This window comes from Sphingomonas sp. G-3-2-10, assembly GCF_012927115.1.
Classification (GTDB): Bacteria; Pseudomonadota; Alphaproteobacteria; order Sphingomonadales; family Sphingomonadaceae; genus Sphingomonas.
This window is the reverse complement of record NZ_JABBFY010000003.1, coordinates 175,401-199,644: the sequence shown is the minus strand read 5'-3', so window position 1 is coordinate 199,644 and position 24,244 is coordinate 175,401. Positions and strand designations below refer to the sequence as shown.

The 24,244-nt window shown below is 65.5% G+C and carries 16 protein-coding genes; 8 read left to right on the top strand and 8 right to left on the bottom strand.

What is annotated here, in order from left to right:
* Positions 1 to 31: 31 nt before the first annotated feature.
* From HHL13_RS21580 to HHL13_RS21560, 5 genes are all read right to left on the bottom strand, one after another.
* Positions 32 to 1,012: a Rieske 2Fe-2S domain-containing protein gene (locus HHL13_RS21580; RefSeq protein ID WP_240953953.1), complete on the bottom strand. Its 981-nt coding sequence runs from the start codon at positions 1,010 to 1,012 to the stop codon at positions 32 to 34.
* A gap of 116 nt (positions 1,013 to 1,128) precedes the next feature.
* Positions 1,129 to 2,064: a LysR family transcriptional regulator gene (locus HHL13_RS21575; RefSeq protein WP_169558036.1), complete on the bottom strand. Its 936-nt coding sequence runs from the start codon at positions 2,062 to 2,064 to the stop codon at positions 1,129 to 1,131.
* A gap of 124 nt (positions 2,065 to 2,188) precedes the next feature.
* Entirely contained in the window at positions 2,189 to 3,382 is a 1,194-nt protein-coding gene (locus tag HHL13_RS21570; RefSeq protein ID WP_169558035.1) for an amidohydrolase family protein, read from the bottom strand.
* Between the two features lie 52 nt (positions 3,383 to 3,434).
* A complete protein-coding gene (locus HHL13_RS21565) occupies positions 3,435 to 4,727 on the bottom strand; it encodes an MFS transporter (RefSeq protein WP_169558034.1) in 1,293 nt (430 codons plus the stop codon).
* A 27-nt stretch (positions 4,728 to 4,754) separates the two neighbouring features.
* The gene (locus HHL13_RS21560; RefSeq protein ID WP_169558033.1) at positions 4,755 to 7,067 is read right to left on the bottom strand and encodes a TonB-dependent receptor; all 2,313 of its coding nucleotides are present in this window, start codon (positions 7,065 to 7,067) and stop codon (positions 4,755 to 4,757) included.
* 308 nt (positions 7,068 to 7,375) lie between these two features.
* On the opposite strand from HHL13_RS21560, the gene HHL13_RS21555 reads away from it, so the two are divergent.
* Positions 7,376 to 9,100 (top strand): hydantoinase B/oxoprolinase family protein, encoded by a 1,725-nt coding sequence (locus HHL13_RS21555; RefSeq protein ID WP_346775631.1) that lies wholly within the window; start codon positions 7,376 to 7,378, stop codon positions 9,098 to 9,100.
* On the top strand, positions 9,097 to 11,190 hold the full coding sequence (locus HHL13_RS21550; protein ID WP_169558032.1) for a hydantoinase/oxoprolinase family protein: 2,094 nt from the start codon (positions 9,097 to 9,099) through the stop codon (positions 11,188 to 11,190). The genes HHL13_RS21555 and HHL13_RS21550 overlap by 4 nt, the downstream gene beginning before the upstream one ends.
* On the opposite strand, the gene HHL13_RS21545 is transcribed toward HHL13_RS21550, so the two are convergent.
* The 3 genes from HHL13_RS21545 to HHL13_RS21535 all read right to left on the bottom strand — a co-directional run bounded on the left by HHL13_RS21545 (position 11,182) and on the right by HHL13_RS21535 (position 16,714).
* A complete protein-coding gene (locus HHL13_RS21545; RefSeq protein ID WP_169558031.1) occupies positions 11,182 to 11,763 on the bottom strand; it encodes a hypothetical protein in 582 nt (193 codons plus the stop codon). The two genes, HHL13_RS21550 and HHL13_RS21545, sit on opposite strands and share 9 nt — an antisense overlap.
* A 99-nt stretch (positions 11,764 to 11,862) precedes the next feature.
* Positions 11,863 to 13,425, bottom strand: a complete 1,563-nt coding sequence (locus tag HHL13_RS21540) for an alkaline phosphatase D family protein (RefSeq protein WP_169558030.1) — start codon at positions 13,423 to 13,425, stop codon at positions 11,863 to 11,865.
* 100 nt (positions 13,426 to 13,525) lie between these two features.
* Positions 13,526 to 16,714, bottom strand: coding sequence for a TonB-dependent receptor (locus HHL13_RS21535; RefSeq protein WP_169558029.1), 3,189 nt, complete (start codon positions 16,712 to 16,714; stop codon positions 13,526 to 13,528).
* A 434-nt stretch (positions 16,715 to 17,148) separates the two neighbouring features.
* On the opposite strand from HHL13_RS21535, the gene HHL13_RS21530 reads away from it, so the two are divergent.
* The 6 genes from HHL13_RS21530 (at position 17,149) to HHL13_RS21505 (ending at position 24,242) form a co-directional block, all read left to right on the top strand.
* Positions 17,149 to 18,342: a mandelate racemase/muconate lactonizing enzyme family protein gene (locus HHL13_RS21530; RefSeq protein WP_169558028.1), complete on the top strand. Its 1,194-nt coding sequence runs from the start codon at positions 17,149 to 17,151 to the stop codon at positions 18,340 to 18,342.
* Positions 18,339 to 18,782 (top strand): heme-binding protein, encoded by a 444-nt coding sequence (locus HHL13_RS21525; RefSeq protein ID WP_169558027.1) that lies wholly within the window; start codon positions 18,339 to 18,341, stop codon positions 18,780 to 18,782. The genes HHL13_RS21530 and HHL13_RS21525 overlap by 4 nt, the downstream gene beginning before the upstream one ends.
* An 89-nt stretch (positions 18,783 to 18,871) precedes the next feature.
* A complete protein-coding gene (locus tag HHL13_RS21520; RefSeq protein ID WP_169558026.1) occupies positions 18,872 to 20,050 on the top strand; it encodes an MFS transporter in 1,179 nt (392 codons plus the stop codon).
* Between the two features lie 37 nt (positions 20,051 to 20,087).
* The gene (locus tag HHL13_RS21515; protein ID WP_206377186.1) at positions 20,088 to 20,846 is read left to right on the top strand and encodes a glucose 1-dehydrogenase; all 759 of its coding nucleotides are present in this window, start codon (positions 20,088 to 20,090) and stop codon (positions 20,844 to 20,846) included.
* Positions 20,846 to 22,564 carry a GMC family oxidoreductase N-terminal domain-containing protein gene (locus HHL13_RS21510; RefSeq protein WP_169558025.1) on the top strand — a complete coding sequence of 573 codons (1,719 nt, stop codon included), beginning with the start codon at positions 20,846 to 20,848 and terminating at the stop codon, positions 22,562 to 22,564. Before HHL13_RS21515 ends, HHL13_RS21510 begins: the two co-directional genes overlap by 1 nt.
* Before the next feature lie 97 nt (positions 22,565 to 22,661).
* Entirely contained in the window at positions 22,662 to 24,242 is a 1,581-nt protein-coding gene (locus HHL13_RS21505) for an SMP-30/gluconolactonase/LRE family protein (protein ID WP_169558024.1), read from the top strand.
* Positions 24,243 to 24,244: the final 2 nt, after the last annotated feature.

The window sequence follows — 24,244 nt, the reverse complement described above, 5'->3', positions numbered from 1 at the left end:
TTTCGCGCCCGGTCAGTCCGTGCTGGTCATCTCATTCGGCGGCGATGCTGTTCGGCTCGTCCGCGTCGGCGTAGAATTGCTCGAAATAGCGCCGGAAGCGCAGGATCGGACCGTCACCGTCGCACAGCAGCGGACGGACACGGTGGATCTTGTAGTTCCAGATCGGAATGTCGCCCGCGACGCCGGTCTGGCCGCAGGTATTGGCGATGGCGGCTTCGACTGCCTTGGCGTCGAACGAGTCCGGCTCGAACTCGGGATGGGTAAAGCAGAAGCGCAGTTCGACGTCGTCGGCTTCGACCGGAGTCGCCAGCACCATCAGCGACAGCGTGACCACGCCGCTCAACTGGGTGAATTTCTGGCCCGCGCCATTCTGGATCGTGGTGACACTCGAAGGGAAGATCTTGGTCGTGCCGTCGGGCAGTTTCACCGCCCGCTCGCCGGCCGCATGGCTATGGCGGATATGGCCGTCATAATTGGTTTTGCCTTCGGGCACCGCGTCCATCTTGTGGACGAATTCGAAATGCGCGACGTCGACCCCATTCTCCGCGATTTCTTGCGGATTGCTGGCGAAACGCCAGTCGAAACGCGTCGGCTTGGCCCAGCCCGGCTGGGTAAACTCGTCATGCTCGATCACATCGTACATCGGTGCGACGTCATGCGGGTGATACCAGGCCCAGATCACTCCATTGCGTTCGCGCACCGGATAGGGCCGCGCGATCGGGCTGCGCTTGGCGATGGGCGGGAAGGCCTTGGCATAGGGGATGCTGGAGCAGAAGCCGTTGGGCTTGAACGCCCAGGCGTGGAACGGGCAGCGGATGCTGTCGCCGTCAACCACCCCGCCATGCCCCAAATGCGCGCCGAGATGCGGGCAATAGGCGTCGAGCACGCCGGCCTCGCCGGATTCGTTGCGGAAGAGCACCAGGTCGCGCCCGAAATAGTGGAGCGGCTTCACATCGCCGATCGCCAGTTCGTCGCCATAGGCGACGAAATACCAGCCGAACGGGATATCCATCGGGAATCGCTCAACCTGCGGCAACCTACCCTCCATAAACACGTCCCGTCTGTCGCGGGATCGAGAGTGAGATTAGCCGGTTCGAACGAAAGCGAAAGCGCGCAACCGCGGACGTACTATGCCTGTTCGTGAACAATCGTCGGCGGATAGTTGGTCGGCGACATCAGCGGCCAGTCCCACGGCCGGACCTTCTGCTTGGTGAAGCGCTGGGCGAGGAAGTCGATGAAGAAGCGCGTCGCCGCCGGCATGATCCCGGGCGAAAAGACGACCCAGACTTCCTTGTCGTGGAAGCTCCATTCGGCTTCGCAGGCAAGGATATGCCCCTCGGCCAGATCGCTGCGGATCACGCTGACCGGCAGATGCGCGATCCCCAGCCCGCGCCGCGCCGCCCAGCGCAACGCGACGCCGCTGTTGCTCCGCCACCGGCCCTTCAGCCGCGCGGTCGCCCCGCCGTTGAACTCGAACACCCCGCTCGCATCGGTCAGGCATTTGTGCCGCGAAAGCTGTTCGGGCGATTCCGGCCAGCCATGTTCGGCGACATATTCCGGCGAGGCGCACAGGCAGTAGGATAGATAGCCGAACAGCCGCGCCTTCACCGCCGAATCCTGCAACCGGCCGTAACGGATGACGACGTCGAACCGCTCCTGCATGACATCGGATTCGCGCAGATAGGCGATCGGTTCGATGATGATTTCAGGATGCAGCGCACTGAAATCGGCGACCAGCGCCGACATCCAGTCCGATCCGAAGATGTCGCTCAGCCCGATGCGCAGCCGCCCGACCGGCGCGGACTGGAATTGTGCCATTTGCTGCTCCAGTTCGATCAGGTTTTCCTGAAGCGCGCTGCACTGGTCGAAGAACAATTCGCCCGCCGCGGTCAGCGACAATCGCCGCGTCGTGCGGGTCAGTAGCTGGGTGCCGAGCCGCGCCTCCAGCTCGTTGACCGTCTTGCTCACGAAGGATTTGGAAACGCCCAGATTTTCGGCGGCACCAGTGAAGCTGCCCGCAGCAACCACCGCCAGAAATTCCTCGACCCCACGCCACGCCGACACTTCAACCACCTCTCAGCGACCCTTTCCCCGCAAGCTATCGATGGGCGGCAGAAATGGCAAAGCCCGCGCCCCCCTGGGGGACGCAGGCTCGCCACAACCCGCCATGTTTCCGGATTGCGCCCCTTTATTCGGCGGCTTCCTTCAGAAAATGCGCCTTTTGCGGGCCGATCTTCGCCGCGATGTCCCACAGCGCCTTTTCGTCCAGATCATAGACTTCGAACGCGTTGGTCCCGAGCATCTTCTGGATGTCCGTTTCGGGCAAGCCGCCCAGGCTGAGCATCATCTTCTCCAGCGTGCCGGGCCAAGTGCCTTCGGGATGCGGATAGTCCGTGCCCCACAGGATGCGGTCGATGCCGATCTGGTAATAGGATTCGGTGGTTTCCTCATCCGGCAGCGCCGAGCAGCCGACCCAGACGTTGCGCGCGAAATATTCGCTCGGCTTCATCGTCATGTTGGCGTTGTAATCGCCCAGCTTGCCGCTGGTGTGCTTGGCCGATGCGCGGATATCCATCAGCTGCATCATCCACGGAAACCAGAACTCGCCGCCCGCTTCGGTGAAGCAGACCTTGAGCTGCGGATATTCCTCGAACACACCGCCAAAGGTCATCGACCAGAGCGGCCGGGTCATCCAGAAGGCGAATTCGCACAGATAGGTGCCGATCCAGCCGGGCTGGGTCGTGTCGTATGCCGGCGCGCCGCCCGAATGGAAATGCAGCGGCATCTTGGTCTGCTGCAGAAAGTCCCACACCGGGTAATATTTGGTGTGGTTGTACATCGCATAGCCATCGGTGATCGACGGAAAGAACACGCCCTTCAGGCCATTCTCATGCGCCCAGCGGATCTCCTTCATCGTCTCGTCGATGTCGTAGAGCGCGGGGATCACCGCCAGGCCGATGCGGCGCGCGGGATCTTCCGAGCAGAACTCGGCGAGCCAGCGATTGTGTGCACGGGCGCCCGCCCATTGCAGTTCGGGCTTGTTGCCGAACGGACGCAGGCCGATGTCCGCGCCGAAGGGCGGCGCATTGCGTTCGGTGATGCCGTCCGGGAACAGCACTTCGGCCGCGACGCCATCGGCATCGAGCACGCGGTTGCGGATCGCGCCGTCCCATGCGCCTTCCAGACCGTCGCCGACGCGGGCGCGCCACTTGGTGTTGAAATCGTCGATCAGGAAGCGCTTTTCATGCTCTTCGCGCGCCTTGATCTCCCGCTCCAGAACCTCATCGAACTCCGCGTGATATTTCGAGTCGAGATATTCCCGATAGCGTTCCGGCGGCAGGCCGACATGGCCATCGGAGGAAATTACTAGATACCTGTCCACAGCGTCTCTCCGGGTAGAATATGTCGCGCGTTCGCCGCGCCTTACCCCTCGTTTATGAACCCGGAGGATCGACACACAAGGCACGGTTTGTGGACGCATTATCGCCCTCAGGAAACATTGTGCCCCGGTTGCGCAGCGCCGGATTGACCAAGGAATAGAGCGTCACGGCGAACAATCCGGCGCAGGCGAGCACGAACGGCGCCGGCGCCCAGCTCTCGTACAACAGCACCGAAAGGATCGGCGGACCGACGATCGAAGCCCCCGCAATCGACGACACCACGCCGGCCACGCCCGCCTGGCGGCCCGGCCCCGCCGCCAGCGACGCGCCGGCGGAGAAACCCGGCCGGCCGAGGCCATAGCCGAGACAAGCGAGCGAGAAGCCGATCAGCAGGCTGGGATAGCCGCTGCCCAGCATCATCACGGCGTTGCCGATGAACGCCAGCCCCGCGCCCCAGCGCACCATCGCCCAGGGCCCGAGCCGCAGCCAGTTGACCAGCCCCCATTGCGCAAACAGCCCGGCCAGCGCGCCGCCCACCATCGCGGTGCCCACCGCCTTCTGTGCCGCAATCGGTTGACCGCCGAGCCGGTCGATCACGACGAAGCCCAAAGTGTAGAGGTTCATCGCCTGTGCCGAGGCGAGGACGATGCCATATTTGAAGAAGGGCGCGACCTGCGGATCGCGCCACAGCTTGCCCGCCGGAACCGGCTTCGCATCCAGCTGAACGTCGCGCACCGGCATCGTCTCGCGCGGGATCATCCACACGGTCATCACGAGCGCGAGGCACCCGGCGAGGCTGAAGACGAACATCGGCGTCGCCAGCGCGAAGGGCGGCAGGATCAGGAAAGGCGCGATGGCGGGTCCGAAGATCGTGCCGAGGCTGAGCGCCCCAGCCTGCCCCGACAAGGCCCGCACCCGTGCCAGCCCCTCGGTCCGGTCGGCGATATAGGCCTGCACCGCGGTGGCCGATGCCGATCCGAACAGACCGTAGCTCGAACGCACCACGAAGAAGACGATGAAGGTAACAAGCGGCGCCATCAGCCCGAGCAAGCCGCCATAGACGATCAGCCCGCAGCCGATCATCGATCCGATGAAGCCGAGCAGCCCGAGCTGGATCAGCGGCTTGCGCCCGCGCCGGTCCGCTACGCGCGCCCAGCCGGGCGACGCGATCGCCCAGATCAGGGCGGAGAGCGAGAAGATGCTGGCGACCAAAGTGTCGGTGATCCCGATCACCCGGCCGATCGCCGGCATGACCGAGATCAGCCCGGTATTGCCGATCGCGGTGAGGAAAGTGACCGACAGCAGACACGGGAACGCGTAGCGATCGAGGTCGCTACGCGCGCCCATATACTGGTTCCTTTCGTCAGGATCGGATCAGAAGCGCAGCCGCGCTTCCGCCCCGAAGCTGCGCGGATCGCCCCATTGCCGAACGGTGAAGGTCGACAGGTTGATGCCGCTGACCCAATATTCCTCGTCGAGCAGGTTCTTGCCCCACACCGCGAACTCGAGCGCCGCACCGCGGCCCAGCTCGATATCCTTCAGCGCGATGCGTCCGTCGAGCAGGCCATAGGCCTTGCGCATCGACAGCGGATCGCCGTTGATCGAGCTGTACTGCTCGTCGCGCCAGCTATAGTTCAGGCTCGTCTCCAGCGTGGCGAAGCCCAGCGGAAGGCGATGCACTGCGCCCAGCAGGTAATTGAACTTGGGCGAGAGCGGGATCTTGTACGAGTTGGTGACGTTCGTCCCGTCCGGCAGGACGAAATCGGTGTAGCGCGCATCGACATAACCGAAGCCGTAGGTGAGCGTGAGCCCGTCGACCGGACGGACGCTGCCTTCGATTTCGAAGCCGGTGAACTGCGCTTCACCGGCGTTGATGATGTTGGTCGTCACCACCGCGGGCACGAACACGCCCGCCTGGAAATCCTTGTAGATCGAATGATAGACCGCGACGTTGAGATTGAACCTGCGATCCGGGGTCGAGAATTTGGACCCCAGTTCGAACGACAGCAGATGCTCTGGATCATAGGGCGTCAGGAACGCCGAGTTGGTCGCCGCAGTATCGTTGATGCCGCCGCTCTTGAAGCCCGTCGCGACGCGTCCGTAGAAGGACCAGTTCGGATTGACCTTATAGACGAGGTTCAGTTCCGGATTGAACTGCGACCAGCTGTCCGAATTCTCCATCGGGATCAGGTCGCTGGGGCCGATGCCGCCGGCGCCCGGCCGCGCGCCGGCAGGGGGCTGACCGCTGCGCGTGATCGGGACGCCGCCCGCGCCGCGCTGGAACACGCCCGAATTCGCGGCATTGGGATTGGCGGCATAGTTGGTGTTGGACAGGAGCAGTTCGTATGCCCGCTTCTCTTCCCTGGTCCAGCGGCCGCCGACGGTGATGTCGAGGCTGTCGCTCGGCGACCAGGTGAGTTGTCCATAGACCGCGTATGACTTGGATTCACCGCCACGGCGGCTGAGATCGTAGCGATCGCCGCCGAACTGGAAGTTCCAGCGGGGATTGTACACATCGTAATTGTCGCTGAGGAAGAAGCCGCCCAGCGTGTATTTGAACTGGGAACCCGTTCCGATAATCTGGAATTCCTGCGTGAACTGCTCGTAATCGTTCTGCAGGATGATGCGCAGCAGGTCGTTCGCCGTGCCGTCGAAATCGCTCGCCGAATAGCTGTGCATGGTGCGGCGCGCGGTGATCGACTTCAGCACCACCTCGCCCAGCGAACCGCTGCCGGCATCATATTCCAGCGTCAGGGCATGGCCGTTGACGCGGAAATCGCTGGCCAGCGCGCTCTGCGCCGAGATGCCGTTTTCGGGCCGAGAGGTATGGATATTCCCGGCGATGAACGGGCTGGTGATCGGCACCGATCCGCCAGCACTGATCGCGAGGATCGCGGGCGTGCCCTTGCTGTCGGTGATGTCATAGGCATAGGCCGCGCGGAAATTGCTGCTCGGTTCCCACACCAGATCGGCGCGGGCGGCGACCATCTCTTCCTCGCCGAAATGCGTGCCGTTGAAATTGTTGCGATAGAAGCCCTGGTTCTGCCGCGCGGACACGGCGACCTTGGCCTTGAAATCGCCCACCGCGGGCAGATCGACGACCAGCCGCTGGGTGTAGCGGCCAAACTCGCCCGCGCCGAGCGTCAGCGATCCGCCGAACTCGCCCGACGGGCCGCGCGTGATCAGATTGACCGCGCCGCCGATCGTGTTCTTGCCGTACAGCGTGCCCTGCGGGCCGCGCAGCACCTCGACGCGCTGAAGGTCGACCGTATCGAACGCCGCGCCGGTCGACTTACCGATCGGCACGCCGTCGATATAGATGCCGACCGGCTGGTCGCGGGCAAGGCTGGTGTCCGCCGACGGCGCGAGGCCGCGGATCGAAATCAGCGGGCCGAAGGTGTTGCCCACCGTCTGGTTGATCTGAATGTTCGGAATGGCGGTGCCGATATTGGCGACCGAGGTGACGTCGGCGCGCTCCAGCGTGCCGGTATCGATCGCGGAAACCGCGATCGGCACGTCGACCAGCCGCTCCTCGCGGCGCTGCGCAGTGACGACGATCTCGCCGGTGTCCTGGTCCTCGGCCTGTGCGGCCGTGCCCGGCGCATCCTGCGCCCATGCCGGCTGCGCAAGGACACAGGCGGCGCTGGCGGCCAGTGCGATCCGAATCGAACGGGAAATAGTGTTCATAGCCCTCCCCTCCATCATGCCGGAGAGGATGTGTCACCCCACCGGAAGGACCGCTCGTACGGCCTCATTCGCCGGCACCTTAGCGGGGGTTCAAACGGTGATAAGCGCGTCCCTGTGGTCAGTGTGTTGACCTGAGCGCCTACCGTTTGGGGAGAGAAACCGCGCCGCTTTGTCCACGGCCGCGAAGCAATGCACCGGCATCCTGGCGGTCGCAACCGTACCAACCAGATTATTGATTATTATCTATATTCCTATCTTAAATATCTAACCAACCGATCGCTTGAATATGACAAGCCGGATCGCTAGACATCGCCCTCCTCAAGCTCCGGGAGGCCGCCCTGATCGATCGCAATCGAGACCCCGTTCTGACCGAGGTTGTTCGCAATGCGCTGGCAATGGTGGCCGAAGAAGCGGGCATTGCCGCCGCCCGCAGCGCAAGTTCCCCGTTCGTCAGCCAGGCATCGGCGATCGCCTGTGCCCTGTTCGATGCGCGCGGACGGCTGGTCGCGCAGACCGCCGGGGGACTCCTCCACGTTTCGGCGCTGCAAGTGATGCTGCGGGATGTGATGGTCAGCCATCCCGCCGCGACGCTGGTCGAAGGCGATGCGATCATCCTCAACGACCCGTTCCGCGGCGGCATCCACCCGACCGATGTCGGCGCGTTCCGCCCGATCTTTCATGACGGCGAACTCGCCTTTTACTGCGGCGCGATGATGATCGTATCGGACCTTGGCGGGCTTTCCGCCGGGGGACTTCCCGCCAACGCTACCGAGACTTTCCACGAAGGCATCGTCCTTCCGTCGCTCAAATTCTTCGCCGGCGGTGCGCGGGTACCCGAAGTCGAGGCGCTGCTGCGCGCCAACAGCCGCACCCCGCAGCGGATCGTCGGCGATGTCGAGGCGCTGGTGATCGGCGGCAACATCGCCGCCGCGCGCATGGCCGCGCTGATCGGGCGGCATGGCATCGAAACGGTGCGCGGGATCATCGAGCAATTGTTCGACCACGCCGAACGGATGACCCGCCACGGCATCGCCGCGATGCCCGACGGCGTTTATCGCGGGCGCTACGATATCGAGGAGGACGGCGCGGAGAGCGGCCGGCTGTTTCGCGTGGCGGCGGAAGTAACGGTGACGGGCGACCGCTGCCGTTTCGACTTTACCGGCACTTCGCCCCAGGCGCGCGGGGCAATCAACTCCTCTTTCTCGCAATCGCTGTCGGCCGTGGTGTTCGCGCTGCGCTGTTACCTCGATCCGGAGATTCCCCTCAACGAAGGCTTTTATCGCTGCATCGAGGTGACGTTGCCCGAAGGCACGCTGGTGAATCCGAACCATCCCGCCGCGTGCAACCTGCGGATGGCGACGGTCCACGCGATGATCGATGCGGTCAGCCGCGCCTTCGCGGAAGCCTATCCCGATCACGCCATCGCCGCGCCCGGGGTGGTCGCAACCGTCACCGCGCATGGGAAGCAGCCCGGCGGCGGCGCGAACTGGAGCTTTCTCGACGTCTTCTTCGGCGTCGGCGGGGCACGCACCGGCGCCGATGGCGCGGATGGGTCGCCCTTCGTCCTGTACGGCGCATCCAATTACGACCGGAACATCGAGTCCTACGAACTCGAATTCCCGATCCTGTATCACGAGTACCGCCTGCTCACCGATTCCGGCGGGGCGGGACGGCAACGCGGCGGATGCGGGCTGGTGAAGACGGTCGAGTTCCTCGTCGATGCGGACATCACCGTGCGGGGGACGGATCGCTATCTGGTCCCGCCGCAAGGCGTGGCCGGCGGCCTGCCGGGAAGCCCGGGCGCATGGATCCTCAACCGGGGCCGCGCCGATGCGCTGGACCTGCCGCCCAAGAAGACCAACCACCGCATCCGCGCGGGCGACACGCTGACGATGATCGCCGCGGGCGGCGGGGGCCTCGGCGATCCGCGCGAGCGCGCGCGCAACGCGGTCCGCGCGGACATCGCCGACGGCTATGTCAGCCTCGCGGCCGCGCGCGACATCTATGGCCATGACGCGGAGGGAGGCGCGTGACCGGGCGGCGCATCTTCATCGGCGTCGATATCGGCGGCACCTTCACCGATCTCGTGCTCGCCGACACGCTGAGTGCGGTCCACAACGTCAAGACCCTGACCACGCCCGACGATCCGGTACGCGGGGTGCTGACCGCCGTCCGCGAGGGCCTCGACGCCGCATCGGGCGATCCGGCGCAAGTCACCCGCTTCGTCCACGCCACCACGCTGCCGACCAATCTCGTGCTCGAGCGAAAGGGCGCGCGGCTGGGCCTGATCGCCACGCGCGGCTTTGGCGACCTGTTCCATATCGGCAAGCAACACGCGAACGGTCCCGATCGCTTCAACCTCGCCTACACCCCGCCTCCGCCGCTCCTGCCCCGCGCGATGGTCGCCGAGGTGGACGAGCGGATGAACGCGCGCGGGAACCCGATCCGGCCGCTCGACGAAGCCGACACCGAACGCGCGCTGCGAATGCTCATCGATCGGGGCGCCGAGGCGATCGCAGTATGCCTGCTGCACAGCCACGCCAATGCGGAACATGAGCGCAGGATCGGCGAGATCGCGGCCCGCGTTGCGCCGCAGGCCTATCTCTGCCTCTCGTCCGAAGTCTGGCCCGAATTCCAGGAATATGAGCGCGCGGCGACCACGCTGCTGTCCGCCTATATCGGCCCGACAATGGCCAGCTATGCAGGGCGGCTCGAGGATGCATTGCGCGAGATGGGCATCGGCGCCGAGCTGCAGATCATGCAGTCGAACGGCGCGGTGATGAGCGCCGCAATGGCCGCGCGGAAAGCCGCCTATGCGATCGAATCCGGACCCGCGGCGGGCGTGATGGCCGCTGCCCATCTCGCCCGGCAGACCGGGCTTTCGGGCCTCGTCTCGTTCGACATGGGCGGCACCACCGCCAAGGCGGGGCTGGTGCTGGACGGCGCGCCGCGCATCACTCACCAGTTCCGCGCCGGCGGCGGCACCAGCGCGGCGGGCCATGCCGATGCCGGGGAGCCGATCCGCATCCCGGTGATCGACCTTGCCGAAGTCGGCGCGGGCGGCGGCAGCATCGCCCGGATCGACAGCGGCGGCCTGATGCGCGTCGGCCCGCAAAGCGCATCCTCGGTCCCGGGCCCCGCCTGCTACGGCAAAGGCGGCACGCTGCCGACCGTGACGGACGCCAATGTCGTGCTGGGCTATATCCATCCGGATTCGTTCGCGGGTGGCGCCGTCAGGATCGATCCCGAGCTGGCGCACCGTGCGATCGAAACGCACATCGCCCGGCCGCTCGGCATCGACGTAGCCGCCGCCGCGCGGGGCATCCACGCCCTTGCCAACACCGCGATGGCAGCCGCGATCCGCCTCGTGACGCTCCAGCGCGGCATCGATCCGCGCGATCACGCACTGGTCGCGTCGGGCGGCGCGGGTCCGATCCATGTCGCCGGGCTGGCGGAGCTGTTCGGCATCGGCACGGTGATCGTACCGCCCTCCCCCGGCGTCCGCTCGGCCTGGGGGCTGCTGATTTCCGATCTCGCTCATGATTTCGTGGCGTCCGCGATCCAGCCCGCCGCCGGGGCCGACATCGCCCGCATCGCCACCCTGTTTGACGGCATGGAAGCCAAGGGCCGCCAGGCGCTTGCCCGCTCGGCGCAGGCCGGGACATCGCTGGTGATCGAGCGCAGCATCGATATCCGCCTCGCGCATCAGCATCAGGAACTCACCGTACCGCTTCGCAAGGGACCGATCGACGCCGCGCTGCTGGCGGCGGCCGTGTCGGGCTTTCGCGACCTGTACGCCCGCAATTTCGGCATCCGCCCGGCCGAGCCGTGCCAGTTCGTCAACTATCGCCTGCGCATCTCCGCGATCGTCGAGAAACCCGCGCCACTGCTGCCGACCCCAGCCTCGGGCACGTCCGAGCGGGCGAAGCGGGGCGACCGGCCCGCGCATTTCGAGGGTGAGGTCCTCATGACCCCGGTGTTCGACCGCCAAAGGCTGGCCCCGGGCGACCGGATCGAAGGCCCGGCGATCATCGAGGAGCCGGACAGTTCGACCATCTGCCTCCCGGATCATGCGGCGACGGTCGACGACCAGCTGAATCTGGTGATCCGAACCTCAGGCTGAGGCGGTCGCGCGTCCCCGCCGCTTGATCCAGCTTCCGATGAGCCAGAACACAAGCATCAGCGCCAGCGCGAGACCGATGCGCGGATAGAAAGGCGCGGGATCGAAGTCGCGGACTTCGGAGACCAGTTCGGGCGCATCCGGATTGAACGGCGTGTTGACCACCACCATCGTGTCGCCGACCTTCGTCGCGGCATAGCGGTCCGCGGGCACGAACATCACCCCGCCATAGTCGATCTCGTCCGTGCTGTTCGCCACCGGGGGCGGCGCGGCCGGGAGTTCCGCTTCGGCGACCTTCGCGGGGAAATCGGCATAGGCCACCTTCGACTTCTTCACGAAGCGAACCCGGAGGATATTGTATTCGACCGTCCGGCTGCGCCCGCGCCGCCCCTCGAAGCGCGCCTTGTCGACATTTTTGTCGACCACCACCGCGCGCGAGACCACGCCCTGATTGCGTAGGCGGGTGATGTCGCCTTCCTCCTCCTGCATCCGCATGAAGAAGATGAACGCGAAGATCGCCGCCAGCAGCGCAAGGCAGCGGAACACGATAACGACAAAGGGGCGAGCAGCAGTCATCGAACGATCCCTCCCGATGGAATGACGTTCGTGACTAACGGCGCCGGGGTGGCGCTGGCATTCCCTTCAGATGAGGGGAGCCGGCGCCTGATTCACCGCTCAGGCTTTGGAAACGCCCGGCCGGTCCGGGCTGATGACATATTGGCCCAGCGTCGAGATGTTTCCACCCGGCTTGAGCGCCTGATCGACCACGCGGACGCTGGTGGTCCAGCGCTTCGCATCGACATCGAGCAACAGATAGCCACGCTGATCGTGGATCAGCGCCATATGCGGATTGCTCGCCGCGCGGGGATCGGGGCCGATCGGCAGTCCGTTGCCGCTGTTCGAGGCGATCGAGGTCGCGTGCAGTTCGGACGCGACGGGCGCGCTCTCCAGATCGCCGCGCCGCGACGGCACATTGCCGATGAAGCACATATGGCTGTCGCCGCCGGTGATGACGACATTCTTCAACCCGCGATCCTGGATCATCTTGACCAGCCGCTCCCGCGCATCGGGATAGCCGGACCAATTGTCATAGCCCTTGGTCGGGACTCTCTGCAGCGAACGGTCGAAGGGCATGACGAGCCCGCCCAGCCCGAACATGTTCCACGTCGCGCCATTGCCGAGGCCCTCGCCGAGCCAGCGCTCCTGCGTTTCGCCCAACATCGTATCGGGCTGGTTGCGGGTCTCGACGCAGTTGCGGCTTTCCGGCTTCTCGCAAAGCGGAATGCTGCGATAGGATCGCCGGTCGAGAATGTTGATGCGCATCAGCCCGCCATAGTCGAGCCGCCGGTACATCAGTTGCGCGCCGTTCCGGGGAAGCTGGCTGAGGCGTACGGGCATATGCTCGTACCATGCCTGCATCGCAGCCGCGTGGCGAAGCGCGAACAGTTCGGGCGGCGTATCGCGCTCGTCCCACTCGTTCGCCCAGTTATTCATCACTTCGTGATCGTCATAGGAGGGCAGGAACGCGGCAGCAGCGTGCGCGGCCCGCAGGTCCGGGTCGATCTTGTAGAGCGCATAACGCAGGCGATAATCGTCGAGGCTGTAGATCTCGTCGCCCAGATGGCGGCGCACCACCGGCGGCTTTCCGGCCGCAGGGGTCCCCGCCGCCTTCCCTTCATAGATATAGTCGCCATAGTGATAGACGAAGTCGAGATCGGCTTCCTTGCCGATATGGCGCCAGGCGGTGAACAGGCCCGCCTGATAATTCTGGCATCCCGCCACCGCGATCCGCAGGCGATCGACCGCAGCGCCGGCGGCCGGCGCGGTGCGCGCGGTGCCGATGTCGCTGGGAATGCCGTCCACCTGGAAACGGTACCAATAGCGCCGGGCGCTCTGCAGCCCGACGACTTCGACATGGACCGAATGCCCTAGCTCGGGCCGCGCCACCGCCGTGCCCGTGCGGACGATCCGCCGGAACGCGTCATCCTCGGCGATTTCCCAGTTCACCTTGACCGCCACGGCCGGCATTCCGCCATGCGTCTCGAGCGGCCGGGGCGCCAGCCGGGTCCAGATCACGAACCCGTCGGGAGCCGGATCGCCCGATGCCACGCCCATCGAAAAGGGATCGGCGGTGAATGCCGGGGACGCCAGAGCGGGCGCGCGCAGCAATGCCGCCGCAACCGCGCCCTGAGCTCCCGCCAGAAGCAGGCCACGCCGGGAGAAACCGAAACCGGACATCAGGTAATCCTTTACTGGCGGTCAGCCGTCAGATGCTGGCCGGTGGGTGCGGACGGCGCAAGCCACGCCGTCCGCAGCAGGGGGTTTGCCGCGCTTCGCCTTAGAAGCGCGCCCGGAAGCCGAACGTGCCGGTACGCCCGTTCTGCACATAGATGGCGCTGTGGTTGCCCAGCCCCGCCGCGGCCGCGTTCGGGAACGAGCTGCTGGGGACCATGACGTTGTAGGGCGAGCCCAGCAGGTTGTTGACGGTAAAGTAGGTCTCGAAATTCTTGGTGAGCTTCACCCGGCCGGAGACGGTCAGATCGGTACGCGCCTGGAACCAGGTCGGTGTATCCGAACGATATTTGTCGTCGTTCCACAGCATGTTGGCGAACAGCCGCACCGGACCCTTTTCGTAGATGATTCCCAGCGAGCCGATATTGTTGCCGACGCGCGGGATCGGCTGGTTCGGCTCGTTGTGCATGAAGGCGCCGCGGATCGACAGGCCGTCGAACGGCGCGGGCAGCCAGGTCATGCTGTGCTGGAAGGCGACTTCGACGCCCTTGATCGTGGTGACGTTCTGCTGGCTGTAGGTCGCGAAGGAATAGCCCGCGAAGGTCGGATCGGCGGCATAGGGCGCGATCGCCGGAATGTTCGCGCCGTCGGCTGCCGAATATTCCTTCACCACGGCCAGACCGTCGATGCGGTTATAATAGAGGCCGACATTCAGCATCCCGATCCCGCGCCAGTAGCGCGACAGGCGCAGCGAGAAATTGTCCGAGAAGGCCGGTGTCAGATTGGGGTTGGGCACGACCAGCAGCGGGCCGCCGACCGAGCTGCCGCTCAGATTCTCTGTCGGCGAGCTGCCCGTCGCATCCACGCCCGGTCGCAGGATCGTGCGGCTGTAACCCAGCTGAATGTCGTTCTGCGTGCCGAACGTGTATTTGATCGACCCGCTGGGGAAGAGCGTGAAGTGCCGCCCCTTGATCACGCTCGGCCCGCCCGAGAACTGATAGTCCACGCACGGAATGGTGGTCGCAATGCCGGTCGATGCGGTGACCGCGCACGGCACCGCCGCACCGGCGGGCGTATAGGCTCGCACCTGGGCGAGCGGCAGCGAGCGATAGACGTTGGCCGAATTCTCGGTCCATTCACCGCGAAGCCCCGCGCGAACCTGCAGGTCCGGCGTGATCATCGCGGTCACCATGCCGTAGATCGCCTTGATATTCTCGTCGACGTCGGTGCGGCGATATTTGGCGGTGGCATAGTTGGCCGCGGTGGTCGTGCTGGTCCACTCGCCCGGATTCTCGCGATACATCGCCAGCAGCCGCGACAGATCGATCGCCGGAATATACTCCGAGCCCGACAGCGAGGTGATGCTGAAATTGCTCTTGTTGGTGATGCCGCTGATATAGGGATTCGTGGCCTGCGCGATGAACTGGGCGTTCGTCAGCGGGCCGCTATAGCTATAGTTGTAGAGCGCGTTGTTGCCGAACTCGTAGCTGGTATCGGTGATCTTGAAGCCAGCCTTGAAGCTGACCGGCACACTGCCGAAATCGGTATCGTACTTCACGTTCAGCGCGCCGGAACGCGCCGAAATCGTCGCATAGGAACCCGTGGTCAGCGTCATCGTCGGCCGGCCGGCAAAGGTCCATGAGGCGGGATTGGACCAGTCGGGTCCGCTCACCTGGGTGATCGACCAGTCGGCATCGGCCAGATCGGGGCCGCCCTTCACCGCCTTCGAATTGCCGGTCGAGGTAAAGGTCGGTCCGGTCGAGACCTGACCGCCCTCGGGCGAGTCATAATAGGACTTGCTGTCCGAATAGGCGAAATAGCCGTCGACGGTCCAACCGCCCGAGGTCCAGTCGAAATTGGCCGCGAGGATGTTGCCGTTGTTGTACTTGTACTGGTCGCTCGCCGCCGAGGTGATCGACTGGGTCGCGCCCGGCAGATTGGTCTGGAACGCCGAAATCGCATCCGCGGCGGTCGCCGGCTGGCCGCTCAGGTTACGCAGGCCATAGGTGCCGGTGGCCGTATCCAGCGTGACGGTGGTCACCTGATTGTGCAGCTGGATGTTGCCGCGATAGGCCATGCCCATCACCGAGACGTTCAGAGTGTCGGTCGCCTTGAAGTCCAGCACCAGCGATCCGGTGCGGCGCGTGGTCCGCCGCGCGCCGGTCTGCCCCTGCATCCGGTAGAATTCCAGCGGATAGGGCGCGTTGGCCGACTGGGTATATTGCCGGTCGAGCGTGATCTGCTCGCGCTCGACATACTGGTCGTTATAGCCGAGCGAGAACATCACCCCCAGCCGCTTGTCGAAGAAGCTGTTCGAATAGAAGAGCGACGCGTTGGGCAGGAAGCGCCGGCCGCCCCATCCGCCCGTATCCGGGCCGACATTGCGGTAGCTGTCCCACATATTTTCCTGGGTGAAGCCCTCTACCGAGACGATGAAGAGCGGCTTCCGGCGGTCATAGGCGCGCTTGGTGCGCAGATCGATGATGCCCGCGGGGGCGTCCGCATTCTGATCCGCACCGGTCGTCTTGTAGGTAGTGACCGCGTCGATCGCGGACATGGACAGCGTTTCGTAGTTGAAGATGCGCGCGGCGGCGGCGGCGCTGGCATAGCCGGTCGGCGTCGCGCCGTTGGCCGACACCACGTCCATGCCGTTCAGCTGGGTGCGGGTGAATTCGGCGGGCAGGCCGCGCAGATAGGCATAGACCGACGTGCCGTTCGAGCCGTCGACGTCGACGCCGGGCATATATTTCATGAATTCGGCCGGATTGCCGCCGGCGATGTCGCCATAAGTGTCGGTCGAGAGCATGTCGGCGATCTGCAGCTCGTTGCGCTGCGCCATCAGCTCGCGCGCACCGGCATCGCGGACGCCGCTGACGACGATCTCACCTTCGGTCGCCGCCTGGCCGTCGCGGCCGCTGCGCACCAGATCGAAGTCGAGCGTCGCGGCTTCGCCCGAGGCGATGACGACGTCGCGCCCCTGGGGAAGATAGCCGAGATAGGTGACGGTGACCCGGGCCGGGCCTGCCGGGAGATTCTGCACGCGATAGGTGCCGGCCTCGCCGGTCGTCGCGCTGCGCTTCTGGCCATCGGCGGTTTCGATCTCGACGACCGCGTCGCGCAGATACTCGCCCGTCGCAGGATCGAAGATCTGGCCCGACAGCGCGCCGCGGCCCTGCTGGCTCGCAGCGGGCTCGCCGGACGAAGGCTGCGCGTCCTGCGCATGGGCCGGCGCCGCAATGGCGGCGAGCATCGCCACACCCGATGCCGCGATGAACAGCTTTGCTTTCATTTTCATTCTTATCCTCCCCGATATCCTTGGCGACCGTCAGGACTCATCAATATCGCTAATGTTACTTGCCACAGGCCGATGAGGCCGTCAATTTTCGCAATATAGCACTGATATTACAGTTTTTTGAAACGAACCCGGAGAAATTACCTCTCCGATTGACGGTTCAGCTAAGTGTATTTACGATAACGCTAATGTTACTCATCAGGGGCGGAGAGGATCGTCATGTCAGCGCCGTTCCCATCCACCCGTTCATCCAGATCCCTGTTGACATACTGCTCGGTTGCGAACATTGGTCCATATTATGGACTGCAATCCACATATTGTTGGGAGCGCTGAATGTCAAACCGAATGTGTTGCAAGGGCCGTGTGCGGGAATCGAATCGAGCCGCGCGCCGGAAGGGGTGCGGGCGCGGTTTCACTCCGGGTAAGGTGAAGGCGGGATGCTGAAGATCGCCTCCATCGCCGCATATGAGATGCGCTACCCCTTCACCCGGATCTACGGCGAAGGCCGCGTTCCGAAGGAGTTGCTGGCGCCGGCCGCACATTTTCAGAGAATCCAGCGCACCGGCCAGACCGCGACTCTGGTCGTCGTGACCGATCGGGACGGCGTGAAGGGATTCGGCGAATGCTTCGGCCTGCCGAGCCCCGCGCCGAATCGGGCGATCATCGAGGAGGTCATCGCGCCAGCGCTTGCCGGAGCCGAGATCGCCTCGCCGGAAGAAGCGCTCGAGGAATTCTACCGCTTCTTCCTCGCGCTGGGGAACAGCCGGGGTCCGGCGATGGAAGCGCTCGCGGGAGTCGATATCGCGCTGTGGGACCTGCTGTCGAAGCGAGCGGGCAAGCCGCTCGCCGAGATGCTCGGCGGCAAGGTTGCGCCGGTGAATGTCTATGCCAGCCCGGTTCCCTTCCTTGCCGACCCGAACGACAGCGCGGCGAAGGCGCTGGCGTTCCTCGATCAGGGCTATACCGCGCTCAAGCTGAAGATCGGCCGCGGCGTCGCAACCGATATCGCCCATATCCGCGCGATCCGCGAAGCGATGCCCGCAGACGCAAGGCTGATGCTCGACGCAAATTGCGCCTATGAACGCGACGAAGCGCTGGCGCTTGTCGATGCGCTTGCCCCCTATGACATCACCTGGCTCGAGGAGCCCGTGCAGCCCGAGGATTTCGAGACGATCCGGATGCTGTGCGAGCGGTCGCCCTGCCCGGTCGGCGGCGGCGAGAATGATTTCATCCTCTCGGCGTTCGAACGGCTGGTCGATCTCGGCATCACCTATCTGCAGCCCAACGTCACGCGCGCACTTGGCGTGTCGGGAATGCGGAAGCTGGACGCGCTCGCCAAGCGCACCGGTGTCGATGTGGCGCTGCACGGCGTGGGAACCAGCATCGGCGTGGCGACGGCGCTGCATTGCTGCGCGGGGCTGGAAAAGCTCACGCTGTTCGAGCGCAATCACCTGATCAACCCGATGCGCGACGATGTCGGGGTGGCCCTGACGGTCGATCGCACCGGGCATATCCTGCCCCCGGCGGGCAATGGTCATGGCGGCGCCCCCGCCCCGGCCGCCGCGGAACGGATTCACGATCCCGCCATCCAGCGCGCGCTGCGCCCGTCCGACCTCGAAGTCGCGCAATGAAGCAGGTGACGATGCTCGACGCGGCGGACGCCCGGCTCCTGATCGAGTTCGCGATCGGGGCCGCCGATATGCTGAGCGTGCCCCAGAATATCGCCGTGGTCGATGCCTCGGGCGCGTTGCTCGCCTTTCACCGCATGGACGGCGCCAAGCCCTATACCGGCGATTTCGCCATCGCGAAGGCGCGTACCGCGGCCGGGCTCCACGCGCCGACCGAAAGGCTGGGCGAGATTGCCTTGCCCGGTCAGCGCGGCTTCGGCCTGAACACGCTTCGCAGCGGGGACGTCGCCATTCTTGGCGGCGGCGTACCCGTAACCGTGTCCGGCGCGGTTGCCGGCGCGATCGGCATCAGTTCCGGCACGGTGCATCAGGACGCGGACGTCGCGAACCGTGCCGTGCAGCAGTTCGAGATCCAGGCAGCGTCTGCCCAAACGATTGGATGAACCACATGACCCAAGCATCGACAGACACCGCCAGGGCCGCGCCGGCCGGGAAAATGCCCCGGAAGGTTTGGCTTATCCTCGGGCTGTTGATGTCGCTTGTGGTGCTCAACTATTTCGACCGGCAGACGCTTTCGATCCTCAAGCCGATCGTCAAGACCGCGCTGGACTTCGACGATCACGCCTATTCGCTGCTGACCTTCGCGTTCATGCTGCCCTATATCGTGATGTACGTGGTGAGCGGCCGGCTGATCGACAGGTTCGGCACGCGGATCTGCATGACCGTGTTCGCGGTCGGCTGGTCGATCGCGAACATCGCTTCGGGCATGTCGCACAGCTTCGCGCACCTTGCCGCGTCGCGCGCCTTTCTGGGCGCGGCCGAGCCCGGCGTGTTCCCCGCGCTGCAACGCGCCATCCTGAACTGGGTGCCGGTCGAACGGCGGACGCTGGCGATCAGCATCGTCACCCCCGCGGGCAATCTGGGCGCGATCCTCGCGCCGCCGATGATCGCCTTGCTCGCCACGGCATTCAGCTGGCGCGGGGCATTCATCATTCCCGGTATTATCGGGATCGGCGTCGCGCTGCTGTGGTGGTTCACCGACAGCAGGGAAGCGCCGGCGGCCAAGCGCGTCGAGCAGGCGCCCGCAGCCGCACCGGCTTCGGCCACGTCGCTGCTGAAGGACAAGCGCTTTCTCGCGATCGTCGCGGTGCGGATGATCAGCGATCCGGTCTGGTATTTCTACCTCTTCTGGATCCCCGGCTATCTGCAGGAGCGCGTCGGCCTGTCGCTGTCCGAACTGGGGCTGGTGGGCGGCATCCCCTATCTCGTCGCGATGCTGAGCTGCCTGATGCTCGGCCGCTTCGTCGATCGCCGCACCGGGCGCGGCCATGACACGATCCGGGTCCAGCTCTGGCTGCTCGGCATCACCGCCGCGCTGATGCCCCTGGGCGCGCTGATCACGATGACCTCGAGCGCGTTCCTCGCGATCCTGATCATCACCATCGTCATCTCGGTCTGTCAGATCTGGTTCGTCGGCTTCAATGTGCTGCTGGCCGGCCTGTTTCCCGCCAATGTCAACGCCTCGGCGGTCGGCATGCTGGGTGCGGTCGGGGCCAGCACCTCGCTGCTGCTCAACCTCTTCGCCGGATCGATCGTGATGCAGTTCGGCTATCTCGCGATCTTCGCAGGGCTGGCGGTGCTTCACCCGATCTCGGCGGTCATCCTCGCGCTCGTCATCGGCCGGACCCGGCCGAAGCACGCGACCGCCTGAACCTCACTCATCGATCAATAAAAGGAACTGCCGCGCAATGTCTGCTGAACCGATTCAAACTCTCCGCGGCCGGGTCGCGATCGTCAGCGGAGGCGGCAACGGCATCGGCGGCGCGATCGCAAGTGAACTGGCGGCGCGGGGCGCCAAGGTGGTCGTGAACGACATCGATGCGGAGCGCGCGCATCGCAAGGCCGCGGAGATCGGCCCGGCCGCGATCGCCGCGCCGGGCGACGCATCCTCCTCGGCCGATGTCCGTGCGGTGGTCACGCTCGCGATCGAAGCGTTCGGCAAGGTCGATATCCTCGTCAACAATGCCGGCATGGACCAGGCGGTGCCGATCCTCGACCTCAAGGAAGAGGATTGGGACCGGCTGATGGCGGTCAATCTCAAGAGCGCCTTCCTGTTCTCGAAGGCGGTGCTGCCCGGCATGATCGAGCGAGGCTATGGCCGGATCGTCTGCACCTCATCGGTCGTCGCGCATCGCGGCGCGATGAATGGCGGCATCCACTATGGCACCACCAAGGGCGGGATGCTCGGCTTCACGCGCACGCTGGCGCGGCAGATGGCGAAAACGGGCGTCACCGTGAATGCGATCGCCCCCGGCGTCGTCGATACCGACCTGATCCGCACCCATATGCCCGACGATGTGCGCGAGCAGGTGATCAAGGACATTCCGCTCGGCCGCCTTGCCGAGCCGTTCGAGATCGGGCGCGCGGTTGCGTTCCTCGCTTCGGACGATGCGGCGTACATGACCGGCGCCACGCTGAACGTGAATGGCGGCTTCTGGATCGGCTGATGACTCGTATCGACTATATCGTCGTGGGCGCAGGCAGCGCCGGGTGCGTGATCGCCAGCCGCTTGTCCGAGGATCCCCGGCTGAACGTCCTGCTGATCGAGGCCGGCCGCGACTTGCCGCCGGGAAAGGAGCCAGCGGGCTTCCTCGACATGTATCCCGGCATCGTCGCCTTCGATTCCGCCAATCACTGGTCGAACATCAAAGCGCGCAACCTGCCCGTCACCGGCAATGATCCGAACGCCGGTCCCGCGCCGAAACGCTACGACCAGCCCCGCGTCGTCGGCGGCGGATCGAGCATCAACGGGCAGGCCGCCAATCGCGGCACGCGCGAGGATTATGACGAGTGGGCCGAGCATGGCGCAAGTGGATGGGACTGGGAGAGCGTGCTCCCCTATTTCCGCAAGCTGGAACGCGACCTCGACTTCAAGGGGCCGCTGCACGGTTCCGATGGACCGATTCCGATCCATCGCATTCCGCGCAGCCAGTGGCCGGAGTTCACGCTGGCGGCCGAACGCGCCTTTGTCGCGCGGGGTCTTCCGGCGATCGACGACCAGAACGGCACCTTCGAGGATGGCGTGTTTCCGCTCACTCTGTCCAACGACGGCTGCCACCGCGTATCGACCGCGCGCGGCTATCTGACCGAGGCGGTTCGCGCCCGCCCCAATCTGATGATCCTGCCCGACACCGAGATTTCGGGGTTGATCCATCGCAACCGCCACATCCTGGGCGTCCGGATCGGCAAGGGCAGCGATGCGACCGAGATGCTGGCGCGCGAAACCATCGTCTGCGCCGGTGCGCTGCAATCGCCCGCGATCCTGATGCGTGCAGGCATCGGCGCTGCACCCCGCCTCCACGCGCTGGGCATCGATATCGTCGCGGACCTGCCCGGAGTCGGCCAGAATCTGCAGGAGCATCCGGGCATTTCGCTGTCGGCCTATATCCGCCCGCACGCGCGGCTGGGGAAGAAGACCCGCCGACACAGCCATATCGGCCTGCGCTATTCCTCGACCATCGAGGGGTGCGAGCCGGGCGACATGTTCGGGATGATCGCCACCAAATCGGCATGGCACCCGCTGGGCGAGCGGATCGGGACATTGCTCTACTGGATCAACAAGCCCTATTCGCGCGGCTTCGTCGATATCGAGAACGCCGATCCCGCCACCGGGCCGATCGCCAATTTCAACTGGTTTTCCGACCAGCGCGACCTCGATCGCCTCGTCCAGTCGACGATCATGATGGCGTCGGTCGCCGCCTCGCCGGAACTGGCCCCGCATGTCGTGACGCCGTCCCCCTCCAGCTATAGCGGCTGGGCGAAGCTGCTGGGGCGCCGCAGCGTGACCAACTATCTGATGACGGCCCCGGTCGCCTTGCTGCTGGATGCCATCCCCGCATTGCAGCCGGCCTTCGTGAAGACCTTCATCGGCGGCGGGCGAACCCTCGCCAATTTCGTGCAGGACCGCAGCGCGATCGAAGCGTTCGTGCGCGCCGGCGTGTTCGGACAATGGCATCCCTCGGGCACCTGCCGGATGGGGGCCGCGACGGATCGCTACGCGGTGACCTCGCCCGAAGATGGGCGCGTACTCGGCATGAGCGGCCTGCGCGTCGTCGACGCGTCGCTGATGCCGACCATTCCGCGCGCCAACCTCAACATTCCAGTGATCATGATCGCCGAGCGAATGGCGGACCAGATCAAGCGGGCGGAGGCGCGGGGGCAATGAGCGGCCATTGCGGCGGAGAAACTCGTTGACCAACGCCGCGCGGCGCTGAACTAAAGTCCATCAGGTGGAATCGTCCACGCTCCGGATCATTCCCGCCATGCAAGATCGCGACGAAAAGCAGACTGGTGGCGCGAATGCGGTTCGCCGCAGCCTCGCCGTGCTGCGCGCGGTGGCCGAGGCGCGGACCGACATCACGGTCGCCGAACTGGTGAAACGCGTCGGCCTGACCAAGCCGACCGTGCATCGGCTGGTCTCGACGCTGGTCGAAGAGGAATTCCTCCAGGCGGATTCCGCGCCCCAGCGCCTGCGGCTGGGACCGCTGTTCCTCGAGCTCGCCCATTCGGTGTGGAGCCAGTTCGATATTCGCGGCGCCGCTGCCCCCGCGCTCACCCGGCTGGCGCAGACGACCGGGTTCAGCGCACGCCTGCTGACCCTCGCCGGCGACCGGCTCATCTGCGTCGAAGCAGCGCATCCCGGCGAGCGCATCCGCGCGCTGGACGTCGGCTCGACCGAACCGGTCCGGGGCTCCGCCGCGGGCCGCGTGGTCGCCGCCTTCTCGCACGAGGATTCCGTCGATCCCGAGCCGGAGGAAGCCCTGGCCAAGGCGCGCTATTACGCGATCGACGGTTCGGCCCAGTCAGAATGGCGATCGGTCGCCGCGCCGGTGTTCGACGAGCGCAGCGAACCGGTCGCCGCGATCGTGATGACCGGGCCCGCGCACCTTCTTACCGACCAGCAGCTCCACGCCTTTGCGCCGCACGTGCTTGAAGCCGCGCGTCAGACGTCGCGCGCGGCGGGCGGCTATCCGTTCGCCATCTATCCGGGCGAGCCGGGCACCGAGGGGCGCAGCGCGGCCGTTCGGCCGATCAGCCGCCTCGCCAACCTGATCGGCGATTCCCCGCTCTGGGTCGGTTCGCCCGGCACTCTCTACTGGATCGACATTCTGGCGCCCGCGATCCTGCGTCTGGGCGCGGACGGCAAGACCGAGAGCTTTGCGATGCCTGACGTGATCGGCGCGCTCGTCCCCCGCGCGGACGGAAAGCTGCTCGCGGCCTTTTCGGACTCGATCGCGATCTTCGATCCGCAGACCAACACGCTGGGCAAGCGCACCAAGGTCGACGGCATTCACTTCGGCGACCGCTTCAACGACGGCGCGACCGATCGCCGCGGGCGGCTGTGGCTCGGCTCCGCCGATCCGTCACGCGAAGGCGCGCAGGGCCGGCTGTTGTGCGTGGCGGAGGACGGCACCGTCACCGCCGAGCTCTCGGGCTTGGGCCTGCCCAATGGCGTGGTGTGGTCCGACTGCGGCAGCCGGGTCTATCTGATCGACTCCGCGATGCGCCAGTTGCGCGCCTATGCCTATGACGAAGCGAACGGGCGGTTCGGCGAGTTCGAGGTGCTGCACCAGTTCCCGCCGGGAGGACCGCGTCCCGCCGGCCTGGCCATATCCCCGGCGGGCGATCTGTGGACGGCCATATGGGACGGGTGGGAACTGGTCGAGCTGAACGCCGCGGGCAAGATTCTCGACCGGATCGCGCTGCCGGTCCCCCGCCCCTCCGGCCTGCGCTTCACCGAGGACGGCCGCAATCTGATCGTCACCTCGGCTTGCGTCCGGCTGGGCCCGAGCCAGCTGCTCCGCGCCCCGCTCTCGGGCAGCGTGCTCATCTGCGAATTGTGAAG